Source organism: Roseivirga spongicola (assembly GCF_001592965.1).
GTDB classification, from domain to species: Bacteria; Bacteroidota; Bacteroidia; order Cytophagales; family Cyclobacteriaceae; genus Roseivirga; species Roseivirga spongicola.
In genome coordinates, this window is record NZ_LRPC01000012.1 from 264,553 (window position 1) to 289,376 (window position 24,824).

22 protein-coding genes are annotated in these 24,824 nt (G+C 40.6%); 9 read left to right on the forward strand and 13 right to left on the reverse strand.

The window, feature by feature from the left end; genetic code table 11:
• Window positions 1-201: 201 nt before the first annotated feature.
• Genes AWW68_RS09095 through AWW68_RS09105 form a run of 3 tightly spaced genes read left to right on the forward strand, consistent with a single transcriptional unit; the run spans window position 202 to window position 2,845 of the window.
• Window positions 202-1,158, forward strand: a complete 957-nt coding sequence (locus tag AWW68_RS09095) for a hypothetical protein (protein WP_157717587.1) — start codon at window positions 202-204, stop codon at window positions 1,156-1,158.
• Window positions 1,155-2,165 (forward strand): sensor histidine kinase, encoded by a 1,011-nt coding sequence (locus AWW68_RS09100; RefSeq protein WP_068219728.1) that lies wholly within the window; start codon window positions 1,155-1,157, stop codon window positions 2,163-2,165. Before AWW68_RS09095 ends, AWW68_RS09100 begins: the two co-directional genes overlap by 4 nt.
• Window positions 2,162-2,845, forward strand: coding sequence for a LytR/AlgR family response regulator transcription factor (locus AWW68_RS09105; RefSeq protein WP_068219733.1), 684 nt, complete (start codon window positions 2,162-2,164; stop codon window positions 2,843-2,845). Before AWW68_RS09100 ends, AWW68_RS09105 begins: the two co-directional genes overlap by 4 nt.
• 516 nt (window positions 2,846-3,361) lie before the next feature.
• Here AWW68_RS09105 and AWW68_RS09110 read toward each other — a convergent pair.
• Entirely contained in the window at window positions 3,362-3,700 is a 339-nt protein-coding gene (locus AWW68_RS09110) for a hypothetical protein (RefSeq protein WP_068219736.1), read from the reverse strand.
• Window positions 3,701-3,713: 13 nt separating this feature from the next.
• The gene (locus AWW68_RS09115) at window positions 3,714-5,111 is read right to left on the reverse strand and encodes a Gfo/Idh/MocA family protein (RefSeq protein WP_068219739.1); all 1,398 of its coding nucleotides are present in this window, start codon (window positions 5,109-5,111) and stop codon (window positions 3,714-3,716) included.
• A 95-nt stretch (window positions 5,112-5,206) separates the two neighbouring features.
• Here AWW68_RS09115 and AWW68_RS09120 point away from each other — a divergent pair, with 95 nt between their 5' ends.
• On the forward strand, window positions 5,207-6,385 hold the full coding sequence (locus tag AWW68_RS09120) for a VOC family protein (RefSeq protein WP_068219741.1): 1,179 nt from the start codon (window positions 5,207-5,209) through the stop codon (window positions 6,383-6,385).
• A 104-nt stretch (window positions 6,386-6,489) separates the two neighbouring features.
• Here the strand turns inward: AWW68_RS09120 and AWW68_RS09125 are convergent, their stop codons facing one another.
• From AWW68_RS09125 to hutH, 5 genes are all read right to left on the reverse strand, one after another.
• Entirely contained in the window at window positions 6,490-7,545 is a 1,056-nt protein-coding gene (locus AWW68_RS09125) for a sensor histidine kinase (protein WP_068219744.1), read from the reverse strand.
• A 293-nt stretch (window positions 7,546-7,838) separates the two neighbouring features.
• Window positions 7,839-9,065, reverse strand: a complete 1,227-nt coding sequence (gene hutI / locus AWW68_RS09130) for an imidazolonepropionase (protein ID WP_068219747.1) — start codon at window positions 9,063-9,065, stop codon at window positions 7,839-7,841.
• A gap of 16 nt (window positions 9,066-9,081) precedes the next feature.
• Window positions 9,082-9,972, reverse strand: coding sequence for a BRO family protein (locus tag AWW68_RS09135; protein ID WP_068219749.1), 891 nt, complete (start codon window positions 9,970-9,972; stop codon window positions 9,082-9,084).
• 68 nt (window positions 9,973-10,040) lie between these two features.
• On the reverse strand, window positions 10,041-12,032 hold the full coding sequence (locus AWW68_RS09140) for a urocanate hydratase (protein ID WP_068219752.1): 1,992 nt from the start codon (window positions 12,030-12,032) through the stop codon (window positions 10,041-10,043).
• An 11-nt stretch (window positions 12,033-12,043) separates the two neighbouring features.
• Window positions 12,044-13,600: a histidine ammonia-lyase gene (hutH, locus tag AWW68_RS09145; protein WP_068219755.1), complete on the reverse strand. Its 1,557-nt coding sequence runs from the start codon at window positions 13,598-13,600 to the stop codon at window positions 12,044-12,046.
• 224 nt (window positions 13,601-13,824) lie between these two features.
• On the opposite strand from hutH, the gene AWW68_RS09150 reads away from it, so the two are divergent.
• On the forward strand, window positions 13,825-14,700 hold the full coding sequence (locus tag AWW68_RS09150; RefSeq protein WP_068219758.1) for a LysR family transcriptional regulator: 876 nt from the start codon (window positions 13,825-13,827) through the stop codon (window positions 14,698-14,700).
• 12 nt (window positions 14,701-14,712) lie between these two features.
• Here AWW68_RS09150 and AWW68_RS09155 read toward each other — a convergent pair whose 3' ends face one another.
• From AWW68_RS09155 to AWW68_RS09170, 4 genes are read right to left on the reverse strand one after another with little or no spacing between them, the layout of a single operon-like run.
• Window positions 14,713-15,462 (reverse strand): hypothetical protein, encoded by a 750-nt coding sequence (locus AWW68_RS09155; protein WP_068219761.1) that lies wholly within the window; start codon window positions 15,460-15,462, stop codon window positions 14,713-14,715.
• The gene (locus AWW68_RS09160) at window positions 15,452-15,955 is read right to left on the reverse strand and encodes a hypothetical protein (RefSeq protein ID WP_157717588.1); all 504 of its coding nucleotides are present in this window, start codon (window positions 15,953-15,955) and stop codon (window positions 15,452-15,454) included. Before AWW68_RS09160 ends, AWW68_RS09155 begins: the two co-directional genes overlap by 11 nt.
• A 54-nt stretch (window positions 15,956-16,009) precedes the next feature.
• Window positions 16,010-17,602, reverse strand: a complete 1,593-nt coding sequence (locus tag AWW68_RS09165; RefSeq protein WP_068219769.1) for an ATP-dependent DNA ligase — start codon at window positions 17,600-17,602, stop codon at window positions 16,010-16,012.
• Window positions 17,599-18,627, reverse strand: coding sequence for a ligase-associated DNA damage response exonuclease (locus tag AWW68_RS09170; RefSeq protein WP_068219772.1), 1,029 nt, complete (start codon window positions 18,625-18,627; stop codon window positions 17,599-17,601). The genes AWW68_RS09165 and AWW68_RS09170 overlap by 4 nt, the downstream gene beginning before the upstream one ends.
• 201 nt (window positions 18,628-18,828) lie before the next feature.
• Here AWW68_RS09170 and AWW68_RS09175 point away from each other — a divergent pair, with 201 nt between their 5' ends.
• On the forward strand, window positions 18,829-19,878 hold the full coding sequence (locus AWW68_RS09175) for a fatty acid desaturase (protein WP_068219775.1): 1,050 nt from the start codon (window positions 18,829-18,831) through the stop codon (window positions 19,876-19,878).
• 27 nt (window positions 19,879-19,905) lie between these two features.
• Here AWW68_RS09175 and AWW68_RS09180 read toward each other — a convergent pair whose 3' ends face one another.
• Window positions 19,906-20,364, reverse strand: coding sequence for a RidA family protein (locus tag AWW68_RS09180; RefSeq protein ID WP_084375636.1), 459 nt, complete (start codon window positions 20,362-20,364; stop codon window positions 19,906-19,908).
• Between the two features lie 60 nt (window positions 20,365-20,424).
• On the opposite strand from AWW68_RS09180, the gene glpK reads away from it, so the two are divergent.
• From glpK to AWW68_RS09195, 3 genes are read left to right on the forward strand one after another with little or no spacing between them, the layout of a single operon-like run.
• Window positions 20,425-21,915 carry a glycerol kinase GlpK gene (gene glpK / locus AWW68_RS09185; protein ID WP_068219777.1) on the forward strand — a complete coding sequence of 497 codons (1,491 nt, stop codon included), beginning with the start codon at window positions 20,425-20,427 and terminating at the stop codon, window positions 21,913-21,915.
• A gap of 2 nt (window positions 21,916-21,917) precedes the next feature.
• The gene (locus AWW68_RS09190) at window positions 21,918-22,415 is read left to right on the forward strand and encodes a hypothetical protein (protein WP_068219780.1); all 498 of its coding nucleotides are present in this window, start codon (window positions 21,918-21,920) and stop codon (window positions 22,413-22,415) included.
• Between the two features lie 9 nt (window positions 22,416-22,424).
• Window positions 22,425-24,002, forward strand: a complete 1,578-nt coding sequence (locus tag AWW68_RS09195; protein ID WP_068219783.1) for a glycerol-3-phosphate dehydrogenase/oxidase — start codon at window positions 22,425-22,427, stop codon at window positions 24,000-24,002.
• On the opposite strand, the gene AWW68_RS09200 is transcribed toward AWW68_RS09195, so the two are convergent.
• Entirely contained in the window at window positions 24,003-24,458 is a 456-nt protein-coding gene (locus AWW68_RS09200) for a hypothetical protein (protein ID WP_068219786.1), read from the reverse strand.
• Between the last annotated feature and the right edge of the window lie 366 nt (window positions 24,459-24,824).

Sequence of the window (24,824 nt, forward strand, 5' to 3'; positions counted from 1 at the left end):
GGGGCAGTACAATTTCAGTACAGATGCGCTCCATGAAAAACAGCTGCAGCAAAAGCGCAATACTCAATACCCACTACGCAATACCGGCTTTAGCCATGTTCATCCCGAAAATCACCTTGTTCACCGATAAAATTTGAGTAGACCTACGAGTTCAAACACATTTGGAGCATGAAAACGAACAACAATCAAAAACTCAAAATCATGAAAAAGTTAAAAGTGTTTGTAGCCTTTGGGGCGCTATGTTTCTTAATGAGCTCTTGTGTGTATTCTCTGTTTCCAATTTATACCGAAGACACTTTGGTGTATTTGCCAGAGCTGCTGGGAAAATGGCAATTAGATGCTAATGACCCGAATTCGTATATAGAATTTACACCTACCTCTGAAAAAGAAGATGCCACTGTTAAGTTAAACAATGTCACATCTAAGTTTGAAATGAATGATGATAGTGATGGCGATAAAGAAACTTACTCTTACCAGCTTAGTGGTGACAGTTGGAGCATAAAGTCCGATGATCCAATCACAATCAAGAAAAATGGGGAAATTATCTCAGACCAAGCGGAGGTTAAGGCTCATTATGATTCATTGTTTGGAACGCTGAATTCTGACATGAAAAATGGACTAGGGAAAATGGTCAAAGAGCTAGATTCTGCGGCTAATTCTGAAGGATCTAAATTAAATAAGGCCTTGAACGATTTAGGTGACGGACTGGGTAAATTAGGTGATGCTTTAAAGAAAGCGGAAGCTAAGTTTAAAGGAACGGCCTACGTGAGTACTGAGGAGAGCTACAGAATGACCGTGTCTGATGATGGTACAATTCAGTCATATATGGTTCATATCGTAGAAATTGGAAGCGAATATTTCATGGATATGTATCCACTACCAGAATTTACTGATAACACCTTCAGCGAAAACTTATTTCCTGTTCATACCTTCATGAAGTTAGATGTACAAGGAGATCGATTAAGCTTAATTCCATTTGACTTAGAAAAGTTGAATGAGCTCTTCGAAAGCAATCTTATCAGGCTTAGACATGAGTACGTGGATGGCAACGTTGTAATCACAGCACAGCCGAAAGAGATTCAAAAGTTTCTGTCTAAATATTCAAATGATGAGACTGTCTTTGAAGAAGTAGAATCTTATAACAGACTTGTTCAATGAGAATTTTTCTAAAGGTCATCAACTCAAAATGGTTTCAGCACCCGGTCTTCTGGGTGTTGTCCATTTATGCGATTGGGAATTATTTTGCCATTTCCAATCTCTTCAAGTTTATAGATTTTTTCTACTCGCTCCTCTTTCATATCCCTTTGGTGTTTTTGGTTTACATCAATCTGAGGCTACTAATCCCTAAGTTTCTTCAAAAGGGTAAATACTTGTTATACGGACTTGCAGGGCTTCTGCTTCTTGCGGCTACTTATGGCATTCATGAGTTCACTTTTGAGCTTTTACTTCCAGTTTTGCCCACAGAGTTTTACATGGTGTCTTTCACTGATTGGGAAGTGCTACTCACCATTTTTTCAATCTATTTAGTGTTGACCACGCTACTTACACTTTCTAAATCGTGGTACAGGCTACAGCAGGTCGAAAAGGAAAAGCTTTCTATTGAACTGAACTCTTTAAAAGCTCAGGTAAACCCACATTTCCTGTTCAATAGTCTCAACAGTATTTATTCTTTGGCTCTCGCGAAAAGTGAGCAAACCGCAGAGACGGTGCTTGAGCTTTCCAACTTACTCAGATATATGCTTTATGAGGTTTCTGAGGAAAAAGTTGACTTGAGGAAAGAGGTTGAAATGATCGAAAATTACATTGAACTTCAAAAGCTTCGGGCCGATGATTCTACCGAAGTGAAGTTTGAAATAATGGGTGACCTAAACGAAACTAAAGTGGCGCCATTGCTCTTCTTCCCATTGATTGAAAATGCATTCAAACACGGAGTGAAAGGTGTTTCTGAGTCCGCTTTTATTCACTTGATGTTGAATGTAAAAAGAGGCATTGAGTTCACTATCGTTAATAACAAAGGTCAGGTTGACGATATGGAAAAAGGTAAGTTTGGTGGAATAGGTTTAGAAAATGTGAGGCGAAGACTGGAGTTGATTTATCCTGATGCTCATGAATTTGAAGTGATAGAAACGGAAGATGTTTTTGAAGTTAAATTGAAGCTGATATGATCAAGTGTCTAATCGTTGATGATGAACCATTGAGCCGTCAGGTGCTGAAAGGCTTTGTATCTGATCATCCAGATTTGGAGTTAGCCGGAGAATGCAAAGATGCTCTGGAAGCAATGAGCTTTCTGCAGAAGCATGGGGTGGATTTATTATTTCTGGATATCAATATGCCTAAACTCTCAGGGGTGAATTTCTATAAATCGCTACAGAATAAGCCGGAAGTAATCTTCACAACAGCCTATTCTGAGTTTGCGGTAGAAGGTTTTGAACTGAATGCCATTGATTACCTAATGAAGCCAATTGCTTTCGAACGGTTTATCAAGGCCATACAAAAGGTAAAAGACAAGTTAGGGCAGAATAGCAGTAGTTCTCCAGTTCAGGATTATATCATGCTCAAGGCCGATAAAAAGATGTACCGAACCCCTTTTGAAGACATCCTCTTCTGCGAAGCTTTGGGTGATTATGTGAAAGTCCATTTGAGCGATAAGGTGCTGATTGTAACCACCACCATGAAGAAATTACTTACTGAATTGCCAGAGCAAATATTTCTTCGAACCCATAAGTCATACATCATCAATAAAACCAAGGTGGAGTATATTGAGGGCAATCAGATCAAGATCGGTGAGGGCATGGTCTCTATCGGGCAGAGTTATAGGGATGAAGTGATGAGGGCTTTGGGCTAGTTTTATTCAAGGCTTGACTTTGAGTCAAACCCTGATTATGTCTCATCAAATTTCGGTGCACCGTCATTGCGAGAAGTGAAACCTACGTCAGCAAGGTTTCATGACGAAGCAATCCGCCTGTTGCTTGCACAAAGGAGTGTCTATTGCAAATCGACTGCTCCAACATCATCGTTGCAAACGAAGATGAGTTAGGGGTGAGTAGTAGAACCAATCTATCTATCGGTTCCGTCATTACGAGGAACAATTAATGTGTAAACAATTAATTGTGACGTGGTAATCGATTAGTAGTGAAATACAAGTGCTGAAAACATTCTGACAATCTCTGTCTTAGGTTCGTTTCACTTACTTTTCTTTTGATTCTCCAAAAGAAAAGTAACAAAAGAAAAAGCGACCAACATCAAAACCATCGAAGTGACATTGACAATCTTAGTTGTTATTCCAGTCGATGGTCACGTCCCGAAGGTTGTCGGGATTTGATCCCAGCCCTCTCGAGCATAGGTCAGTAGTTGTTAGCAATTAATGCCAGTCATAATTACAAAATCTACATTGCTTAGCATATGGAGTTCGAGCGAGTTTCCCACATTTTGGACACTTGTTGATATATACCTCCCTCGGGCTTTCAGACATTACTCTTTCACACACTTTCCTCTTAAAATTATCGTAACCACCTTCCAATAATTTTAAGGCATCTTTATTTGTTGTCCTCCATTTACTCATTAACATTTCTCTCAGCTTATGGCTAGAATCCATAGGTTTTTGCTGAGTCATATAATGTTTGTTAGCTAGGTTTTCTTCAAAAGTGAGAAGATTAGAATAGTAGGTTATTATATAGTCTTCAAGTGCTATCTCTTTCATGTATCAGATGACATTATGAGATAATCCCCAACTCCTTAGTCTCTTTCCAGCCACCACGGGTGAAGTCTGGGAAGGCTTGAGGTATACCGTCTTCAGCAACTGATTTTTCACTAAGTGGCCCAACGGCACTCCAGAAACAACCTTCATACAGATTTTGGTCTAGTGGGGTTCCTGTTCGAAGTGACTCTACAATGCGATAACGCATAATGCCGTCCATGCCGCCATGGCCTGAGTTTTTAGTGCTTTCGTTCAGCTTTTTGTACAGCGGGTGATCGTATCTCTCATACAATGCAGCCAAAGCTTCCTGACCTTGTGCCCAAGAGTGGTGATTATAGGTAAATCCTTCAACACCACCTTCTAAAGCCACTCTTGTTGGGAAGCCAGCCAAGCAACCTGTTGTTCCTTGAATAAGGTTCAGTCGAGAGTAAGGTCTTGGACTGGTTTCATCCCACTGCACCATTACAGTTCTCCCTAATTGGGTTTTGATGATGGAGGTGTTCAAATCTCCGCCTTTATAATCCAGTTGGTTCCACTTATGATCTTCAGCATAATTCTCTTTGGCATATTTAGCTCTGCCCATTGCTGGGGTCGAATAAGAAACTAAGGTTCCAAATGTGTCATCTTTTCTGGCCAAGTTCATGTATTGAGCAACAGGGCCTAAACCATGGGTAGGGTAGAGGTTACCGTTTCGATTAGCATAGTGATGGGTTCTCCATGAACCTGTTCCACGCTCTTGCTCTTCCATCTGAAAGCGTAGTTCGTGAATGTATGAAGCTTCACCATGAAGAATGTCTCCAATCAATCCCTGACGGCACATATTGAGGAACATCAATTCATCCCGACCATAGTTCACATTCTCCATCATCATGCAGTGCTTTCCTGTAGCTTCTGAAGTGTCAACAATAGCCCACATTTCATCAAGTGTGGTGGCTAGCGGTACTTCTACAAATGCATGAGCACCTTGTTTCATTGCTTCAATGGCCATAGGTGCATGGTTTGCCCAGTTGGTAGATATAATTACTGCATCAGGTTTCGTCTCAGAAAGCATCTGCTTCCACTTGTTTTCATCACCATAATAGAGTTTGATATTCTGATGCCTCCCCTCGCCAACTTCCTTGCAGCGATCGGCAGAACGTTGAGCCCAGTCTTCGTATAAGTCGCTGATGGCCACTATTTCAGTCCCTTCTAACGAGGCAAAGTCTCTAGCGTGGCCACTACCTCTAGCACCAACGCCAATGAGGGCAATTTTTACTGTTTCGAGTTTAGGAGCGGCAAAGTCTCCCATGTATTGAGAGCCTGTAGGTCTTTCTTGTTCTTGTTCGGCACAGCTATCGAAAGCAGTGGCTGTGGCTAAGGCAGCTGCGGTAAGTGAGGTCTTCTTTAAAAAATTCCGTCTGTCTAGTTTGGACATAGTTAGTGAGTTATGCTTGAAGAAGCATATTGAAACCTTTTTTTCTGAAAGTCAAATAGAAGCTTACTTTTGGTGAATCGTATGATTTAAAGCCTATGAAACTGAACTCTAAAATTTTGATTTTGGCACTTTTGCCAATCCTTTTTTCTTGCTCTTCTGAAAAGGAAGAAACACTAGCTGCCTTTGAAGTCTATTGCGAGATGGTAGCAAATACTGCTAAACCCATAGCACTGAGCCCTATTTTTGAACCTGACGAAGCTGATGAATTGCAGGCCGATTTTAATCGAATAGCGGAAGCTAGCGGACTGAAGATTTTTCGTGAAGATGCCTTCCCTGTTACAGCTTTGTATGCAGGAGAGTTTACCGAAGGGAAAACCATTTTCGGTATTTATAAAGATGAAAATCGGTTTGTTCAGTATAAGCAACTTAAGGAAGACGTAGTCAATGAAAACGGAACTCCTGTTGAGTTGGGTAGAAGAATGGGGAGGTTGCTTGGTTACAGCCCTCAAGGAATCAATGAGTTGTTAATGGATAATTCTGAAGTCGAAGTCTATTCAGCTTATCAAGTGGAGGAACAGATTACTCATTTGTACTACCAAAATGTAGAAAGAGCTAAAGCCTTTTATGCTGAAAAGCTAGGTTTACAAGCGAGAGGAGATAATCAATTCTTCATTGGTTCTTCCGCTTTAATACAAATTAATCCGGTTTCTGATGCTCACCCTGCTGGTCAGCCGAAGTCTACCGCTATTGCACTTTTAACTGATCAGCTACCAGAGTGGTACGCCCATGTTCAAGAGCAAGGAATTGAAATAAAGTATACTTACAAACCTAAAGAGGGTGGTCCGCACGATGGCTTTGTTGCTATTGACCCTGAGGGCTATTTGCTAGAATTCGAACAGTTTAAACAACATCCAGAAAATGAATTGTTTATGGCCGCTTTAGCTCAAACTCCTAAGATGGAAACTAAGATTGATGGATTAAACTTCTATGCTTCTATTACTTGGACTTATCATCAAGATTTACTCGCCATGGAAAACTTTTACAATGAGGTTTTTGGCTATCAGATGGTTGCAGATCAGGGCTGGACAAAGATTTATCAGACGTCAGCTGACGGTTTTATTGGTTTGGTAGATGAAAGAAGAGGCATGGAAAACTATGCTGATGAAAAAGCGATAGAACTAGAGTGGGTAGTGAAAGACAAAGAACTTTTACAGAATGCTAAGCTTGAACAAGTTCTAATTGGTCCAGAAAAATATAGGTACACATTCAAGTAAGTTGATTAGTTGGCTCTTTCTAAGAGTGCTAATTATTCACTTTTAGCGTCATTCTGCTTTGAGGCCTCAAAGCAGAATGACGAACTCTATGCTGTTGACTGGCTTCAATCTTCCATTAAGTAGGAGATAGTGAATTTAGAGCCTTTGTCTATTCCCTCACTTTCAGCCTTAATTTCTCCCCCAATTCTCTTCATTAAATTCTGACACAGAAACATGCCTACTCCAGAAGAAGCCTCGTTGGCAGTTCCATTTCTCTGAAGAGGAGAGTTGTATTTAAAAATCTGGCTGGCCTCATCAGGTGGAAAACCTTTACCTGAATCTTCTACTATTATGTCTAATAGTCTGTCACGTTTTTCAATCTTTATCTCAATAGTGTCTCCATTATGAGAGAACTTAATGGCATTGTCTAGCACGTTATGCAAAACCCGTTGCAACGAATGTTTAGGAATATTGGCACATTGTTGATAACCGCTAACTTTCAGCTTGATGTTCTTTTCTCTGAATGCACCTTTTAGTTCATCGGTTGTTTCTTTAATTAGCTCAGGTATTCCGATAGTGGATTTTTTGATGTCCCGATCTAGCTCTAGCTTTTGTTCCTTAATTAGGTTTAAATAGTACCTGAGCTGATTCAATTGGTTCTTGAGAGATTCCTCTAGCATAGATACAAGCTCATGATCGTCTATCTGAGATTTTCCCTCTTTCATTAATCCTGTAACTCCCAAGGCTGTTCTTACTGGACTTTGTAAGTCGTGAGATAAAATCTGAAGAATATTGGTTCTTTCTTCTTCACTTCGCCTTAATTCCTCTATAGATTTTTGAACATCTGCCATTAAAACTCCGGCTTCGTCTTTAAAATGTATAGGAAGCTTAGGCTCTTTGTTATACTCTATATAATCGTTCAGAGCCCTTTTTGCCAACATAACTGGTTTTAGCAGTTTGGTAAGGATTAATAAAGTGATTCCCGTGGCAATTAATGTAAACAGCAAAGTCAAAATAGCAATTGGTGTAGCTGTTTCAGGCGGCAGGTGAGTAATGAGTAGGTAACCAATAATTGCAAAAAGTGGAATATGGATACCCACAAAAGCCACTGCCAAGATTTTCAGAGTGAACCTGTTTTGTAAAACTGGAACCCTCGACAAAAAAGTATAGGTACGCATCATGGTTAATGGATTGGTTTGAGTTGAACATAGTAAACATATTCAATCGCATCAACACGAATCGAAGAAAGATAATATTGAAATCATACTATTATATCTCCTCAGTCAGCGTATTGTTTAAGCTAAAAGTTGGTTTGTATATAGGGAAATGAAATTAGTACTCGGGTAATTGTAGTTGGTCTTTTTACGTGTTTTATGTGGAGGTGATCTCTGCGAATTTTATGAACGGAAGAAGGTTCACAGCTTTCAGTATTGAAAATTTAGAATGGGTAATTACTGCTTAGTGTGTTCCGTTTTTAGAATTTGTCACCACTAATATAGACCTCATCTATCCAGTCTACTCCAAAGTTATAACTAATTGAGTTGAGGTTTTTACCAGCTTTAGCAATTATGAAATTGGCTCTTTTACCTTTAGTAATGCTACCAACTTCGCTTTCTAGCTCTAGCGCAAAGGCCGCGTTAAAGGTGGTGGCATTAAAGGCTTCTTCTGGTTGGAGCCCCATTTTAAGGCAACCCAAACTATTGGCAAAGCTGAGGTTGAAAGAAGGGGCTGAACCTGGATTGAAATCAGAAGCAATAACCAATGGCAAGCCATTGTCTATTATTTTGCGGCCAGGTGTGTAAGGAATTTTGATGAAAAATGAGCAACCAGGCAAAGCCACTGGTATGGTGTCAGAGTCTTTCAGTAGGCTTATTTCCTCATCAGTTAACACTTCCAGGTGGTCTACAGAAACAGCTCCATGCTCTATGGCTTTTTCAATGCCTCCAATAGAATTGAACTGGTTCACGTGAACTTTCCCTTTTAAGTCGAACTTTTCTCCAGCCTCCAATATTCTGTCCATTTGTTCAACAGTATAATAGCCTTCTTCACAAAAACAGTCTATGTAATCAGCTAACTGCTGAGAGTAGACCTCAGGGAGCATTTCCTGAATCATGGTGTTCATGTACTTCTCTTGGTCTCTATCTGGAAAAGCATGAGCGCCTAAAAACGTAGCCTTTATTGGTATGGTGAATATCTCTGAAAGCCTACTGATTACCTGTAGCATTTTTATTTCTGCTTCCATGGTGAGCCCATAACCACTCTTTATCTCAATAGCACCTGTGCCAGAACGAATTACCTCGTTAAGCCGAATTGCTGCACGTTCAGTCAATTCTTCTAAACTCATGCGCTGCAGTTTTCTGGCAGAATTGAGTATGCCGCCCCCAGCTTCCGCAATAGACTGGTAGTCCATTCCTTTTATTTTCATCACATACTCTTCATCTCTATCTTCTGCAAAAACCAAGTGAGTGTGACTGTCCACAAAAGTTGGCGTAACCATTCTGCCTTTTAGATCAATTACTTCTTCACCAGCTTCAGGTTGAAAGGTATCCATTGTACCGAAGTCTGAGATTGTACCATCTTCTACCTTAAGCCAGGCATTAGCAATGCTCGGAACATCGGCCATCATGGCGCCACGAAGAATATTGGTTCCTTGTTCTCTTACCTGAACAAGCTGCGAAATATTGATAAAGGTTTTGGTCATGTTCTGGGTTTGTAGTTTATTTCTTCAATTTTTTCTGTACCGTGGATTGAACAATTTCTTTCTGTTTGGTGGCCGAATTGAGTTCTTTCATGTTCTTATGTGTCACCACTTTTTTGCCCGTCTCCTTTTCAATTTTCTCAACGGCTTCTTTTGTGATCTGACCTGCGATATGAATTTGATTTTGTGTTTCAACAAAACCTTGAGCGTCCGATTTGTCTATTAGTTCTTTAGCAGCAGTTTCACTAAAAAGAGTGGTGGCCAATTCCATTGGGGTCATATTATCGCGTAAGCTCTCTTTGGATGAAAGGCCTTTATGCTCTTTATATTCTTTAGCAGTGTAACCAGACCATGATTTGTACATTTCGTTGGTCAGCACAGCGTATTCGTATCCTGGCTTAATGCCTCTTTCCTTTAATGAATCTGTTAGGCTTACCCTGGTATCAATTCCAGCAATTCTTGTTTGAACCCACTCTTGGGTATATCCCTTCTGTAAATAATAACCTTTTGCTCTCTCTATTGCTTTTGCAGGTTGTTCGATCTCTTCAATTCGCTCAGCCCCAAGTCTGGCTAGCCACCTTTTGAATGGCTCTGCTTTTTTGGAAGGGATTTCTTGAATTATTCGAAGTAAGCCTTCATTATTAGCACAATTGACAGCTTGCCTGCCTCCTGTTGTTAAAATAGGAAGGGGGTGTACAATTTGTACCCACCCTTCTTTTAATGCCTCATTTCTTTGTCTTAGCTTTTTAATATACTGTTTTGGATCCTTTGAATCGGTTAAAGCCTTAACTACATCCTCGATGGAATAAAACCATTCTTCATCGAAAAGAACCCTTCTGATTTCCGTGTCTTCAAAAATTGCCAGCTTGTTGGAGTCTGCTGTTTTCGATAAACCTGTTTTCTTAGTCATTTGGCTAATGAGTGTGTGATGGATAAACTGCTTGTCTCAATTTAGAGTTTTCAAGCGTTAATTCTAAATCAAAACAGGTCGTTCAGCAATTCCTCATCTACCAAATTAGGCGTTGTTACTTTAAGTTTTGGTTCGGCTTTCATAGCCCTCTCAATACTACTCATAGCATGAGGGTTTCTGGCCCAATTTCTACGGGCAATACCGTTGTTAACATCCCAAAAAAGCATGCTTTTGAGCTTTGCTTCTGCGTCTTCAGAACCATCTAGTAACATGCCGAAACCACCGTTAATGACTTCACCCCAGCCAACACCGCCACCATTGTGTAACGAAACCCAGGTGGCACCTCGGAAAGCATCTCCCACAAAGTTCTGTACCGCCATGTCTGCCGTAAATTGAGAGCCATCGTAGATGTTAGAGGTCTCTCGGTAGGGCGAATCTGTTCCAGAAACATCATGATGATCTCTACCCAAAACAACTGGGCCTATGGCGCCTTGCTTGATAGCATCATTAAAGGCAGAGGCTATGCGCATTCGGCCTTCAGCATCGGCATAGAGTATTCGAGCCTGAGAACCGACTACTAGCTCGTTTTTCTTGGCCTCTTTTACCCAATGGAGGTTATCAGATAGTTGCGGTTTGATTTCATCTGGGGCCTCATTGAGCATTTCTTCTAGAACCGATGCGGCAATGGCATCAGTTTTGTCTAGGTCTGCTGGTTTGCCAGAGGTGCAGACCCAACGGAACGGCCCAAAACCATAATCAAAACAGAGTGGCCCCATAATGTCCTGCACGTAACTCGGGTACCTGAAATTTCCTTCATCAGTCATTACTTCTGCACCTGCTCTACTAGCTTCTAGCAAGAAAGCATTTCCGTAATCGAAAAAGTAAGTTCCTTTTGCTGTGTGTTTATTAATAGCCTTAGCATGTCTTTTTAGGGTGGTTTGAATTACATTTTTGAAGGTTTTAGGGTCTTCTGCCATTAGTGTGTTTGCTTGGTCATAGCTCATGCCCATTGGGTAATATCCGCCTGCGTAAGGATTATGCAAAGATGTCTGGTCTGAACCAATATCTATTTTCACGCCAGCCTCATCAAAGGCCTCCCATACCTCCACAATGTTGCCTATGTAAGCGAAAGAGATGGCTTTTCCTTCAGATACAGCCTTGCGTACTTTAACAATCAAATCTGAAATGTACTCAGTAACTACATCTACCCAGCCTTGCTCATGTCGTTTATAAGCAGCCTTTGGATTGATCTCAGCAGTAACGGAAACCAACCCTGCAATTTTAGCAGCTTTTGGTTGAGCTCCGCTCATGCCACCTAGCCCTGAAGTCACAAATAGCAAACCCTTGAAGTTTCCATCAGGTCTCTTCATTCTAGCTGCATTGAGCACAGTAATAGTAGTGCCATGAACAATACCTTGAGGCCCAATGTACATGTATGAACCAGCGGTCATTTGTCCGTATTGTGTTACGCCAAGCGCATTGAATTTTTCCCAATCATCTGGTTTAGAATAGTTCGGGATCATCATGCCATTGGTGGCCACTACACGAGGCGCATTTTTAGTAGAAGGAAATAAGCCCATTGGGTGACCTGAATACATCACTAAAGTTTGCTCATCGGTCATTTCTGCTAGGTATTTCATGGTGAGCCTATATTGTGCCCAATTTTGAAACACGGCTCCATTTCCACCATAGGTAATCAATTCATAAGGGTGCTGAGCAACTTGATGATCGAGGTTGTTTTGAATCATCAACATAATGGCCTTTGCCTGCTCCGACTTCCCTGGGTATTCACTGATGCTTCTCGCCTTAATTTCGTGTTGAGGCATAAAGCGGTACATATATATCCGCCTGTGAGTCTTTAGTTCTTCTAAAAATTCTTGAGCCAACTCTTGGTGCCATTCTACTGGAAAGTATCGCAAAGCATTTTTTAGAGCAAGCTTTTTCTCTTCTGGGCAAAGCACCTCCTTTCTTTTAGGCGCTCTATTTGTTTTAGGATCGAACTTTGGTGGCTGGGGTAATTCCGAAGGTATTCCTTCTAATAGTTCCTCTTGAAAAGTCATACTTTGCTGATTTAATACTGTTCAAATTCTGCCTCGAAAGGACTTTCGATTTGGCTCATTTCAGCCGTGGTGCTCGAGCTTAATTTTCGCTCTACAATAATTTTGTGCGCTTTTTGAATGTCGTCTGCAAAAATTCTATCTACATCCGCATGGTCAATTTTAGTCCTTACGTAGGCATGGCAGGCTTCTAAAATTGGTCCTGATTTTAAAGGTCTTCGGAAGTCGAAGGCCTGAGCGGCACAAAGCAATTCAATGGCCAGTATGTTTTCCAGATTACCGATAATCTGTAGAGCCTTTCTTCCACTGATAGAACCCATGCTGACGTGATCCTCCTGCCCAAGAGAGGTCGGAATGGAGTCTGCACTAGCAGGAAAACAAAGGCTCTTATTTTCAGACACCAAGGCTGCTGAAGTGTATTGCGGAAGCATAAAGCCTGAGTTGATTCCCGTGTTGTTCATCAGCAACTGTGGAAGGCCTTCCACTTTGCCTTCAAGAGAAAGGTATATTCTCCTGTCGGAAATATTGCCAATTTCGGCAGCGGCCAAAGCAGCATAGTCTAATGGCAAAGCCATTGGCTGACCATGGAAATTTCCTCCGCTAATAGTTTCTTCAGCACTTAGGATAATTGGATTGTCTGTGACCGAGTTAAGTTCAATTTCCAGGAGCTCTTTTAGGTGTAGCCAGGCGTTTCTAGAGGTTCCGTGTACTTGAGGAATACAACGCAAGGAATAGGGGTCTTGCACCCGCTCGCAGTTTAAGTGTGAATTGAGAATTTCCGAACCCTGCAATAGGTTTCGTACTCTCAAAGCCACATGCTGATTACCCTTGAAAGGTCTAATCTCATGAAGCTTAGGGGAGAATGGCTTGGCGCTTCCCATGAGTGCTTCAATCATCATAGCACCAATAATATCGGCATGGCTCAGGCAATTGTGCAGTTTGTCAACCACCATTACGGCATGAGCAGCAATGAACTGAGTGCCATTGATTAATGCCAGACCTTCCTTCGGTCCTAAAGCAATTGGACCGAGATTGGTCTTCTGAAAAAGCTGTTCGGTGGTGATTCTTTCTCCCTCAAAAAATACTTCACCTAACCCGATTAGAGGGAGGAAGAGATGAGCCAATGGAGCCAGATCACCTGATGCCCCAACTGAGCCCTGCTCTGGAACTATGGGGGTTGCATTATTATCGATATGCCAGATAATTCTCTCTAGTGTAGAAAGCTGAATGCCGGAAAATCCTTGAGCCAAAGAATGCACCTTTAGAATTAGCATCAGTTTGGCAATGGTTTCATCTATTGGCTTGCCGACTCCTACACTATGGCTTTTGAGGATGTTGTATTGAAGTTCTTTGGTGTCTTTAGCCGAGATTTTGGTGGTGCAGAGTGGCCCAAAACCAGTGTTGATACCATAAACGGTCTCGCTGCCGGAAACTATTTCTTCTACTGCTTGGGTACTTTTCTTGACTTGCTCAATGGAGGCTTCTGATAATACTCCTTTGATTTTCCCATTGGCTATCTGCAGCGCAATGCCTGTGGTTAGTTGATCTATTCCGTACCTGAATTGGTTCATATTTTTTCCTTTAACTCGTTTTCTCAAAAGTCCATCAGGAGTACGTCATTCCCGCGTAGGAGGGGATCTCCATGGATTTGTACCAAGGCCGATAAGGATTCCCGTATTCAGGGGAATGACGGCTTAGTGGCTTTGAGGTTAAAACCAGTTTCAATCAAAATTACCGCTCTCGTTTAATTCATATAAATGATTTATTATTATTGAATAATAACTTTTGGTGATTAATGGAATTGAGACATTTGCGATATTTTGTGGTCTTGGGCAGGGAGCTTCACTTTGCCAAGGCAGCCGATAAGCTTTTTATAACACAGCCTGCTTTGAGTAAGCAGATTCAGCAATTAGAAGATGAGCTGAGTGTAAAGCTTTTTGAACGAACCAAGCGGAATGTAAAACTCACTGAAGCAGGAAGGTACTTACTAGACGAATCTCAATATATTCTTAATCATTTGGAGCAGGTGGTGGAGGCTACACAGCGCAAAGCTGAGGGAGAAGAAGGGGAGGTGAGGATTGGATTTGTTGGTTCGGCTATGCAGAACGTTATCCCCGATTTATTAGAAAGATTGAATACAAAACATCCTAGCATTCATACCTCGTTGCAAGAGTTGAACAATAAGGATCAGCTAGATAATTTGTTGCATTATAAGCTCGATATCGCTTTTGTAAGGCTAGAATCTGTGCCACGTGAACTAGAAAAGAAAGTGGTTTTTGAAGATTCTTTCTCCTTGGTTGTTTCAAAGGAGCATCCGATTGTAAGTAGCAATTTTGAGAGCTTAAAACAGTTTCAGCGCGAAAAATTCATTCTCTTTTCCAACGACTACAGTCAGGAGTATTACGATAATATCATGAGCATATTTATTGATCATGGTTTTCAACCGAAGGTTTCTCACAGATCAGTTCAGGCCAATAGTATTTTTCGTTTGGTAGAAAAGCAATTGGGTGTTGCCATTGTACCGAGTGCCATGCAAGACGGTGTAAACCTAGATATTGAGTTTATCTCATTAGCTCATCTCCGCCAAAGAACTCAACTGATGGCCGTTTGGCATAAGAAGAATAGAAACGAGGCTTTGGTGAAGTTTTTGGGGTTGATGGATAAGAACTAAACCTCTAAATTCTCATCTATTTTCTTTAAGAAAAACGTTCAGATCTTTTACCATATGCGTAATATTTAACTTGAGACTTTCAGAGGCAGCTTCGACAAGGCTAGTATTGAAGTCTTTTCTTAATGCCTTACTAGTCTGATACATACTTTGTAAGATATCTGTTTGCATCGTTAAGTCTTTGTGGTTTTCGTATACTAATGTTCCCTTTTTATATAGCTTGTAACTAATCTTTGAAGATCCATTTCCAGGACCTGCATGTTGATTTTCAGAAATAGAATAAACTAAAAAAAGATATAAGAACATTCCATCAACCTTTAAAGGGCCTGAGGCTCCAAAACTATCGAGGGACACAGATAGTTCGTAGTCTGAAATATCACTTTCTTCAAGAGTTAGATTGAAAACTCCGCTTCTTTGAATTTCTCTTTCAACATTTTCTTTAAAGAATAACTCGATGTTTTCCCTGTAAGAGTTACTTCCTATTTGATAATTAAAAGTGTAATTCCAGCTATTAAAGAAAATAGCAGGTACAACTTTAGATTCAGTCTTGTCCAGTTTAGCAAGACTGTAAACTTCATACCAAACAGAAGATGAGTCAAGTTTTACCTTTATAGGTAGTTTGTCTAATTCCTTGGCAGATTCATTAAGGTAAGAAAGAGTGGCAGGTTCCTTGGTTAAATGTTTGTAAATAGATTTAGAGGAAGTACATGAAAGGCATGTTAAAAAAAATAGGGTGCAGCCTGCAAAAAGAATTTTAGTTTTCATACCGGGCAAATTTAAATCTTTCTACCAGTATTTTGCCCACAGTTTCATTGCTTGTGCGATCATAAATTTTCTGATATTCTGACAGATAATTCAATGACTTTTTGAGCTCCATATAACAGTCAAGTTCCAGCATTCTTACTTGGTAATCGAATTTTGAGTCTTCTAAATTTTCTAGATATGACAAGGCATCCGCATACTTTTTTTTCCTCATTAGAAAAATAGCATTAATAAAGTCGCCCATTTCCTCTTCCTCTGAAAACATCGGGTCGTTTAGTATAAGCCTGTTTTGATTTATATGCTGAACTACTATGTTAGCATCAAGGTCATTTTTGAAGTAAGCATCTATTATTAATACTTCTTTATTTCTTTGAACCTGTGCCTTTTGAAAAGTATTACCATTGTATGTTACGGCTTCATAAACACTTTTCTGACAACTAGCCAAGGTTAAAAAACAAATGATCAAAATTGCGGGTGTTTTTGTTATAGTTTTCAACTGTGTCAAAATGGATTTTGACCGCAAATATGATTAATGCTATGCTTAAATTCCCTATCGAGGGTAAGTTTTTAAAAGCCCTTTCAAATCTTCCAGCGTATTCGCTTCTTCTTTAGGTTTGTCTTTTCTCCAGCGACTGATTCTTGGAAAACGAAGTGCAACCCCAGACTTATGCCGAGTTGATTCATTGATGCCTTCAAAGGCAATTTCAAAGACCAATTCAGGGGTGACGCTTCGCACAGGCCCAAAACGGTCGATGGTATTTTTCTTGACAAAGCTGTCTACTTGACGCATTTCGGCATCGGTAAGGCCAGAGTAGGCTTTAGTAAAAGGAACGAGCTGCTCACCATCCCAAACCGCAAAGGTGAAGTCGGTGTATAAGTTAGCCCTGCGTCCGTGGCCTTTTTGAGCGTATATCATCACGGCATCTATCACCAGCGGATCAACTTTCCATTTCCACCAATCGCCTTTTTTTCTACCGACTTGATACGCTGAATCTTTTCTTTTCAGCATTAAACCTTCGCAAAAGTGCTCGCGAGAATGTTCTCTGACTTCAGCGAGGTCTTGCCAATCATTAAAGTCTACCAACTCAGATAGGAGAAGCCTTTCAAACTTTCGCTGACTTAGCAGATCTTCGAGTAATTCGCGCCTTTTGTGCATAGGCTCTTGCCGAAGGTCTTTGTCGTTATGTTCCAATAAATCATAGGCAATGAGGTGAATAGGAACCTCTTCCAATATTTTTTTCGAAACGGTTTTTCTACCTATTCTCTTCTGCATTAGGCCAAATGGCAAAGGGTGACCGTCTTTAATGGGGATGATTTCGCCATCGAGTACGGTGCCATCGGGTAGAATTTCTTTCAGTGGTTCGAACTCAGGAAATCGGTCTGTGACTAGTTCTTCTCCTCTCGACCAAACGAAGAGTTCTCCACCCCGAACAATGAGTTGGCCTCTAATGCCATCCCATTTTCTTTCAGCAAACCAATCTTTAGTATTACCTAATTCTTGGGGTTCACCTTCCAGTTGATAGGCTAGGTAAAAAGGGTAGGGTTTGGATAAATCTGCAGCTGAGTCTTTGGAATAGATCAACTCATGGAAGCTGGTGGAGCTTGGTTCCCAATTTCCCATCAGCCGGTGAGCTAGTTCACTTTCTTCAATTTCTGTATGCTGAGCGAGTGCTCTAGTCATTAGTTTTTGAGAAACACCCATCCTGAACCCACCAGTAATCAGCTTATTAAATACAAAACGCTCGCTTGTATTCATGCTATTCCAAGCATTTAGGATGGTATTTTTCTTAGTTTCATCAGGTGCTTTATCTAGCGATTTGATGGTGTCGATCCACTCGCTGAGGCTTTTGCTATTGCTAGACTCAGCTTCAGGAACAATAAGAGCGATAGACTCTGCCAAATCGCCCACGGTGTGGTAAGCATCTTCAAATAGCCAATCGGGAATGCCTCCCAGTTCTGCTGCCCATTGGCGCAAGAAAGTGGTTTTTACGGTTCGCTTAGGTCGTTTGTGACTAAGAATGGCGATGGTCCAAAGCTTATCAGAATCATCGCTCTTGTCGAAATATTCTTTCAGTGCGGCAACTTTTTTCAGCGTGGAGTTGGTCTGATCTAGCGCATTGAAGAGTTGGGCGAAGTCTTTCATGCGGCTTCTCCTTCTAGCTTGTCTTCTTCAGTACTGTCTATAGACTCACCCGTAAAGAGCGTTTTTTCTTCCATAGAACGAATACCAATTTCATTGAGATATTTACTGAAAACATTGGTATAGCCGTGGGTGGTGATCACGGTTTCGGCTTCAGTGGCCTTGATAGCCGAAAGCAAACCATTCCAGTCGGCATGGTCTGAGAGTGCAAAGCCTCGGTCTGCAGCTCTCCGCCTTCGGGTTCCGCGCAATTGCATCCAGCCTGAGGCGATACCGAGTGAAGCAGGCTTGAATTGTTTCATCCAAGGAGAGTTAATGGCCGAGGGTGGTGCCACAACGAGGCTGCCTTTGAATTGGTTTTTGTCCATTCCTCGCTCCACTCTTATGGTTTCTGGAAGCTTCAAACCACCAACTCTAAGTGCTTCATTGGTGTTTTCTACTGCTCCATGAGTAAAGATTTTCCCGATTGAAGCATCTATATTTTTAATTACTCGTTGCGCCTTGCCTAAGCTGTATGCTGTAATGAAAGTTGTTAGGCCTTCTTCCTTGTTTTTTTTCCACCAAAGGTTAATCTCATTAAAGATTTCCTCTTGAGGCTTCCAATGATAAACGGGTAAGCCAAAAGTACATTCAGTAATAAAGGTGTTGCATTTCACTGGTTCGAACGGGGTTGAAATACCATCTGCTTCGGTCTTGTAATCGCCAGAGACTACCCAGGTTTCACCTTTGTAAGAAACTCTAATTTGTGCCGAACCCGGAATGTGCCCCGCAGGGTGTAAGCTAAATTCTACTCCATTGATAATCAGCTTCTCGCCATATTCAATGCCTTGAACAGAAATGTCCTGACCCAGTCTAAGCTTCATTACAGGAATACTCATGTGATGCGCCAAGTAATGCTTCATTCCCCACCGTGAATGGTCGGCATGGGCATGTGTGATAATGGCTCTATCTACCTTCTTCCATGGATCTATGTATACATTTGCTTGCTCGCAGAATATTCCCGAATCATTAAATTGAAGTAATGGCATGGGGTTATAACAATTGCAAAGAACATGAGGTTTTCAGTTTCTAAATATTAAAGGGTTGATCAGCAACCTTATGTGATTGGTGAGTTTCTTTGAAAACTAATATTGACCAAAAATCAAATTTTGGTCGTGATGAATGGAATCAACTGGCTAAATTTGCTGTTGACATTACTGACAGAATACAAATAAGAATTACCCCGCTACATGCAGCATTCACCTTCGGAAAGAATTGAGTTGGCGAAAGAGAAAATCTTAGCACTCAAAAAGTACGCTCAGGAACACAAAGCGAAAGCTACAATTCAAATCATTAATTCCTTTTTACCCTTCATTGGAATCTGGACATTAATGTACATTAGCTTAGACTATAGCTATTGGATTACACTTGGTCTAGGCTTAGTCAATGCCTTTTTCTTAGTGCGAATTTTTATTATTCAGCACGATTGCGGCCATCAGTCGTTTCTCAGAAACAGAAAGGCACAGAAGATTATCGGTTATGTATGTAGCTATTTCTCTGCTATTCCATTCAATTATTGGTCTAAATCTCACAACGTGCACCATAAGCATAATGGTCAGTTAGAGATGCGAGATATTGGAGATGTTACCACCATTACTGTGGAAGAATTCAAGAAATTGAGCCGTTGGGGCAGGTTTAAGTATAGAGTTTACAGATCGCCAATAGTGATGTTCTTAATTGGTCCTGTTTACTACCTATTCATACACAACCGTATAGCATTTATTAAGATGCCTGCCTTTCAGAAAGCTAAAAAATGGTTGGTGTTGAATAACTTCGTTATGCTGGCCATCTTTCTATTCTTTGGTTTTTTACTGGGCTGGGAGAAGTTTTTGATCGTTCATCTCACCATTTTGGTGCTTTTTTCAATTATCGCCATTTGGTTCTTTTATGTGCAGCATCAGCATGAGTATACCTATAAACAATGGATGAAGAACTGGGACTATGTGACTTCTGCATTAAGGGGAAGTACTTATTACAAAGTGCCAAAGATGTTCAACTGGCTAACGGGAAATATTGGGATTCATCATGTTCACCATTTGAATCCGTTCATTCCAAACTATAACCTGAAGAAGTGTATTGAAGAGAACCCTTGGTTGAACAAATACACTACAACCATCAATTTCAAGCAGAGTTTATCTTTAATTACAAATAAGCTTTGGGATGAAGCAGAACAAAGAATGATCAGCTTTAGAGAATTCTACAGGAAAGAAAAAATGCAACCAGTCAGAGTGAGGTCTTAATAAGACCTCTTTCTTTTTGTACCGAATTTAGTCTGGAATCACGGCTATGCATTCTACCTCAACCGCTGCACCTAAAGCCAAGCCCTCAACACCCAAGGCAGATCTTGCTGGTTTTTTGTTCGGGAAATATTCTACGTAAACTTTATTGAAATCGCTCCAGCGATTAATGTCATCTATAAAGATTGTGAACTTAATGGCATTTTCTAGTGAGCTGCCATTCGCTTGCAAAACCTTCTGGATATTCTCCATAATCTGTCTAGATTCTGCTTCTAATCCTCCTTCAACCAATTCCATTTTTCCTGGAATCATACCCACCACTCCGGACAGGTAAAGCATGTTGTCTACCCGAACGGCATCGCTAAAAGGCAGCCCCAAAGAAGCCATTTCATCCGACTGATAATATGTTATTTCGGTTTGATTTGGCTTATCACCGCAAGAGCATAAAAGTGTTACAATCACTAAGATAGAGTAGATAGTCTTTCTCATTTTGCTGGGTTGATCCGATAAAAATGATAATTTAGGAAACTCACCAATTGGAAACTATCCATGTCTAAATATATCATTACCATCGATGCCGGAACAACCAGTGAAAGAGCTATTCTTTTTAACAGAAAAGGAGAGTTAGTAAACGTTTCGCAAAGAGAATTTGAGCAGTTCTATCCCAAGCCTGGGTGGGTTGAACATAGCCCCTTAGAGATCTGGGAGACCCAAAAGTTTACCGTTAATGAAGTACTGGAGAAGCAAGGTGTTCATGCATCTGATATTGCGGCCATTGGTATTACAAATCAGCGGGAAACTACTATTGTTTGGGATAGAAAAACAGGTAAGTCTATTCACAAAGCTATTGTTTGGCAAGATAGAAGAACGGCTAAGTTTTGTGAAAAATTAAAGGCTGATGGTCATGCTGAAGCCATTCAAGATAAAACTGGGCTTCTGATTGATGCCTATTTTTCTGCCTCTAAAATTCGCTGGATTCTAGACCATGTTGATGATGCTCAGGAGAGAGCTGAAAAAGGAGAACTAGCTTTTGGAACGGTTGATAGTTGGTTGTTATGGAAGCTCACCAATGGGCAAGTTCATGCTACAGATGTAAGCAACGCCAGCAGAACTATGCTGTATAACATTCATGATCTGCAATGGGATAATGAGCTGTTGAAGCTTTTCAATATACCTGAATCAATGTTACCAGAAGTCAAGGAAAGCAGCGCACTGTATGGGCATACAGATGCTGGCCATTTTGGTGCTGAAATACCTATTTCTGGGATAGCGGGCGATCAGCAATCTGCCTTGTTCGGGCAAATGTGTACAGAGCCAGGTATGGTGAAGAATACTTACGGAACGGGCTGTTTTATGGTGATGAACACAGGTGATGAAGTCATTAAGTCGAAACATAAATTGCTCTCAACCATTGCTTGGCAAGTGAATGGTAAGGTGCAGTATGCATTGGAGGGAAGTATTTTTATTGGTGGAGCTATTGTTCAATGGCTTCGAGATAATGTCCACTTTGTTGAGAATTCACCTCAGATAGAGGCACTCGCCAGAACAGTTAAGGACAACGGAGGTGTATATTTTGTTCCAGGATTCGTAGGTCTTGGCGCTCCGCATTGGGACCAATATTCAACGGGCTTGATGATCGGGTTAACGCGAGGTACTCAAAAGGGGCATATTGCTAGAGCTGCACTTGAAGCCATGGCCTTGCAGAGTATGGACGTAATCAATACCATGGCCAAAGATTCTGGAATTGAGTTAAAAGAGTTGAGAGTTGATGGTGGAGCTTCTGCCAACAATTTGTTAATGCAAATACAATCGGATGTTACTGATTTAGACATTGTTCGTCCTGAAATTGTGGAGACAACCGCTCAGGGCGCTGCTTTCTTGGCAGGTCTGGCTGTTGGTTATTGGGAGGATATGGAGGAAATCAAATCCATCTGGAAAGTTGATAAGAAGTTCAGTCCTTCGGGCAAAGACATTAGCCAATTAAAACACAATTGGGCGCGCGCTGTTGAAAGAGCAAAGGCTTGGGTTGAAGAAGAGTAATTATGTGGAGATACACGTTGATTTTGATTTTTCTTACTACGTTTTCTGTTCATGGACAGACAATTGAGGCTGAAAAATTCAAATTTGGAGACTTGGGTTTTCGGTCTTCTAAAGAAGAAATAGTTAAAGTGTTTGGAGAACCAAAGCGGATCAGTGAGCCTAATTATGAGTGCGGATTTCTGTCTAGTTCTGAACAAGGCAAGACCTTTTATCTCTTAGATTATAAAAAAATACAGTTTGTAGGTAATGAAAAGGATGGCTACGTTATAGACAAATTTAATCTGACTTATGGAATGTCATTTACCTATGATGGTGTAAAACTGGATATGGATAGTGATCTCGATAAACTTATTGAGGTTTTTGGAATGGAATTGTTTGGTTCGTTTCATGACTCTTCAACGGATAGTAAGCTCATAAGATTTCAAGACTCTGACGATGGAATTATATTCTATTTAAAAGATGGAAGGCTTAGTAAATTAAGTTATTGGTCACCTTGTTAAGGAGATGATATGAAAAGAGAGAAAATGCTGAAAAGGCTCAAGAAAGAAAAAGGGCCATGGGATATAGTTGTTATTGGAGGAGGAGCCACTGGATTGGGGATAGCGGTAGATGCTGCCTCACGTGGTTACAAAACGCTTTTGCTTGAACAGCATGACTTTGCTAAAGGTACTTCAAGCAGAAGTACTAAACTGGTACATGGTGGAGTGCGATACCTGCAGCAAGGCGATATTTCTCTCGTGCTAGAAGCCCTAAAAGAAAGAGGGCTGATGATTAAAAACGCTCCCCATTTGGTGAAAAATCAGGCTTTTATCATTCCGAACTATGAGTGGTGGGATGGCCCATTTTATCAGGTAGGCCTCAAGGTTTACGACCTCATGTCTGGTAAGCTGGGTATTGGTTCGTCCAAAAAGCTATCTAAAGAAGAAACCATTGAACATATTCCGACAATCGATCAGAAAGGCCTTAAGGGTGGAGTAGTTTATTACGATGGGCAGTTCGATGATGCTCGAATGGCACTTTCATTGGCCAAAACCGCAAAGCAGTTCAACGCAGTAGTACTCAATTACTTTGAGGTGATAGAGCTTAAGAAAAATGAAGAAGGCATTATTTCAGGTGTTAAGGCGAAGGACCTAGAGAGTGGCAAGGTTCATAATATAGAGGCCAAAACGGTAATAAATGCGACAGGTGTTTTTGCCGATCGGATCAAGAAAATGGATGAACCTGACATTAAGGAGATGATTCAGCCAAGTCAGGGAATTCACTTGGTGGTTTCTAAAGAGTTTTTGCCAGATAAATATGCCATAATGGTGCCTCAGACCAAAGATGGACGTGTGATGTTTGCTGTGCCTTGGCACGACAAAGTAGTTTTGGGAACTACGGATACCATGAAAGAAAGGCCTGAACTTGAGCCAGAAGCTTTGCCAAGTGAAGTAGATTTTATCCTAGAAACAGCAGGTCAGTATTTGGCCAAACAACCTACTCGAGAAGATGTGTTGGCGGTGTTTTCTGGGCTTCGGCCTTTGGCTAAACCAGAAGGGGAGGGCAAGTCTACTAAAGAGATATCTAGGCACCACAAGGTGATGATTTCTCAGTCTGGACTAATTACAATTATTGGTGGTAAATGGACTACCTACCGAAAAATGGCAGAAGATACTGTAGACAATGCTATTTTAATTGGTGCATTACCAGAAAGAAAATGTATTACCTCTAACCTGCCAATTTATGGGTATGATCAAAATTTAGATATCACAACTGATCACTTGGCTGTGTATGGTACGGAAAAATATCAATTATTAGAGCTAGAAGAAGAGGAGCCAGCTTTGGCAGAGTTCTTAAGTGAAGATATTCCTCTGAGAAAATCTCAAGTAGTTTGGGCTGTAAGAAATGAAATGGCCAGAACTGTTGAAGATGTTCTGGCCAGAAGGGTAAGGGGTTTGTTTTTGAATGCTGAAGAATCACTCAGGATTGCTCCAGAAGTAGCATCGATTATGGCTGCTGAGCTGAATAAAGAAAAAGACTGGGTTGAAGATCAGCTAGCATCTTTTAAAGAGGTAGCGGCCCATTACACAATTGATGTAGGTTATTAATTACTCTTTGATTTCTACTAGATTCACCATGTCTGTAGTGCCAAGCCTTTTCACCGTTATTTGATCTCCTTCAAATTGTAAAAGAACAATTACTGAGATTTTATCCTCTTGGCCTTTCCACTTTAAGTTGTTGTCAATGTTTTCATTGAGTTTCATCTTTTTGAGCTTCATGTTCGTGTCGTTTCTCACACTCATTAGGCAAGATTTCCCTCTTCTGTCTACCAAAATTTGAAGTCCTAAATAACCCTCAGCTTTTTTGAGCATTTTATCGTCCCAACCCTCAGTAATTACTTGAGTTAGAACTTTGTCTTCTATCTCGGCAATAATGCTGGTCTCTTCAAATTTGAATTCATCCAAATAGCAATTGTCGAATTTTTCTGGATAAACATGCTGCGCATTTAAGCTTCCTGTTGCTATAAATGCAATTAGCATACAAATTACAGTAGTTGGTCTCATGATATGAATTTCAGAAGAATCAGTAAGGTCACAAAATCATCAACCGATTTTCTAGCTGGCACGATTGTATTTTTCTACTAAAACCTGTCCCCTTAATAAAACTCAAATCGCTCATGGTTATGATTTTTATAGGTGATATAAAATTCTTTGTTCTGTCAGTTAAACATTAGGAATAGGTGGTCTTTTCCTGTTTTTATTTTATTGAGGAGTGTTTTTGTTGCGTGGATAAGAATTATGTATGGCTGTAGAAAACGTTTGCAAAGAAAAATTTTGAAAAAAAATCTTGAAGTCTTTGAACTATTTATGACTTCGTTACGTCTATCTTGCAGTCGGAAACTCCGAGTAATTCTAAAGTTTCCTCGGTTT

Bases quoted from the DNA above. Each gene is read 5' to 3' on its own strand.
- glpK (WP_068219777.1), top strand. From the start codon at position 20,425: ATGTCTAAATATATCATTACCATCGATGCCGGAACAACCAGTGAAAGA.
- AWW68_RS09195 (WP_068219783.1), top strand. From the start codon at position 22,425: ATGAAAAGAGAGAAAATGCTGAAAAGGCTCAAGAAAGAAAAAGGGCCA.
- AWW68_RS09170 (WP_068219772.1), bottom strand. From the start codon at position 18,627: ATGCCATTACTTCAATTTAATGATTCGGGAATATTCTGCGAGCAAGCA.
- hutI (WP_068219747.1), bottom strand. From the start codon at position 9,065: ATGACCAAAACCTTTATCAATATTTCGCAGCTTGTTCAGGTAAGAGAA.
- AWW68_RS09150 (WP_068219758.1), top strand. From the start codon at position 13,825: ATGGAATTGAGACATTTGCGATATTTTGTGGTCTTGGGCAGGGAGCTT.
- AWW68_RS09125 (WP_068219744.1), bottom strand. From the start codon at position 7,545: ATGATGCGTACCTATACTTTTTTGTCGAGGGTTCCAGTTTTACAAAAC.
- AWW68_RS09135 (WP_068219749.1), bottom strand. From the start codon at position 9,972: ATGACTAAGAAAACAGGTTTATCGAAAACAGCAGACTCCAACAAGCTG.
- AWW68_RS09115 (WP_068219739.1), bottom strand. From the start codon at position 5,111: ATGTCCAAACTAGACAGACGGAATTTTTTAAAGAAGACCTCACTTACC.
- AWW68_RS09095 (WP_157717587.1), top strand. From the start codon at position 202: ATGAAAAAGTTAAAAGTGTTTGTAGCCTTTGGGGCGCTATGTTTCTTA.
- AWW68_RS09180 (WP_084375636.1), bottom strand. From the start codon at position 20,364: ATGAGAAAGACTATCTACTCTATCTTAGTGATTGTAACACTTTTATGC.
- AWW68_RS09100 (WP_068219728.1), top strand. From the start codon at position 1,155: ATGAGAATTTTTCTAAAGGTCATCAACTCAAAATGGTTTCAGCACCCG.
- AWW68_RS09200 (WP_068219786.1), bottom strand. From the start codon at position 24,458: ATGAGACCAACTACTGTAATTTGTATGCTAATTGCATTTATAGCAACA.
- AWW68_RS09110 (WP_068219736.1), bottom strand. From the start codon at position 3,700: ATGAAAGAGATAGCACTTGAAGACTATATAATAACCTACTATTCTAAT.
- AWW68_RS09140 (WP_068219752.1), bottom strand. From the start codon at position 12,032: ATGACTTTTCAAGAGGAACTATTAGAAGGAATACCTTCGGAATTACCC.
- hutH (WP_068219755.1), bottom strand. From the start codon at position 13,600: ATGAACCAATTCAGGTACGGAATAGATCAACTAACCACAGGCATTGCG.
- AWW68_RS09165 (WP_068219769.1), bottom strand. From the start codon at position 17,602: ATGAAAGACTTCGCCCAACTCTTCAATGCGCTAGATCAGACCAACTCC.
- AWW68_RS09120 (WP_068219741.1), top strand. From the start codon at position 5,207: ATGAAACTGAACTCTAAAATTTTGATTTTGGCACTTTTGCCAATCCTT.
- AWW68_RS09105 (WP_068219733.1), top strand. From the start codon at position 2,162: ATGATCAAGTGTCTAATCGTTGATGATGAACCATTGAGCCGTCAGGTG.
- AWW68_RS09190 (WP_068219780.1), top strand. From the start codon at position 21,918: ATGTGGAGATACACGTTGATTTTGATTTTTCTTACTACGTTTTCTGTT.
- AWW68_RS09155 (WP_068219761.1), bottom strand. From the start codon at position 15,462: ATGAAAACTAAAATTCTTTTTGCAGGCTGCACCCTATTTTTTTTAACA.
- AWW68_RS09175 (WP_068219775.1), top strand. From the start codon at position 18,829: ATGCAGCATTCACCTTCGGAAAGAATTGAGTTGGCGAAAGAGAAAATC.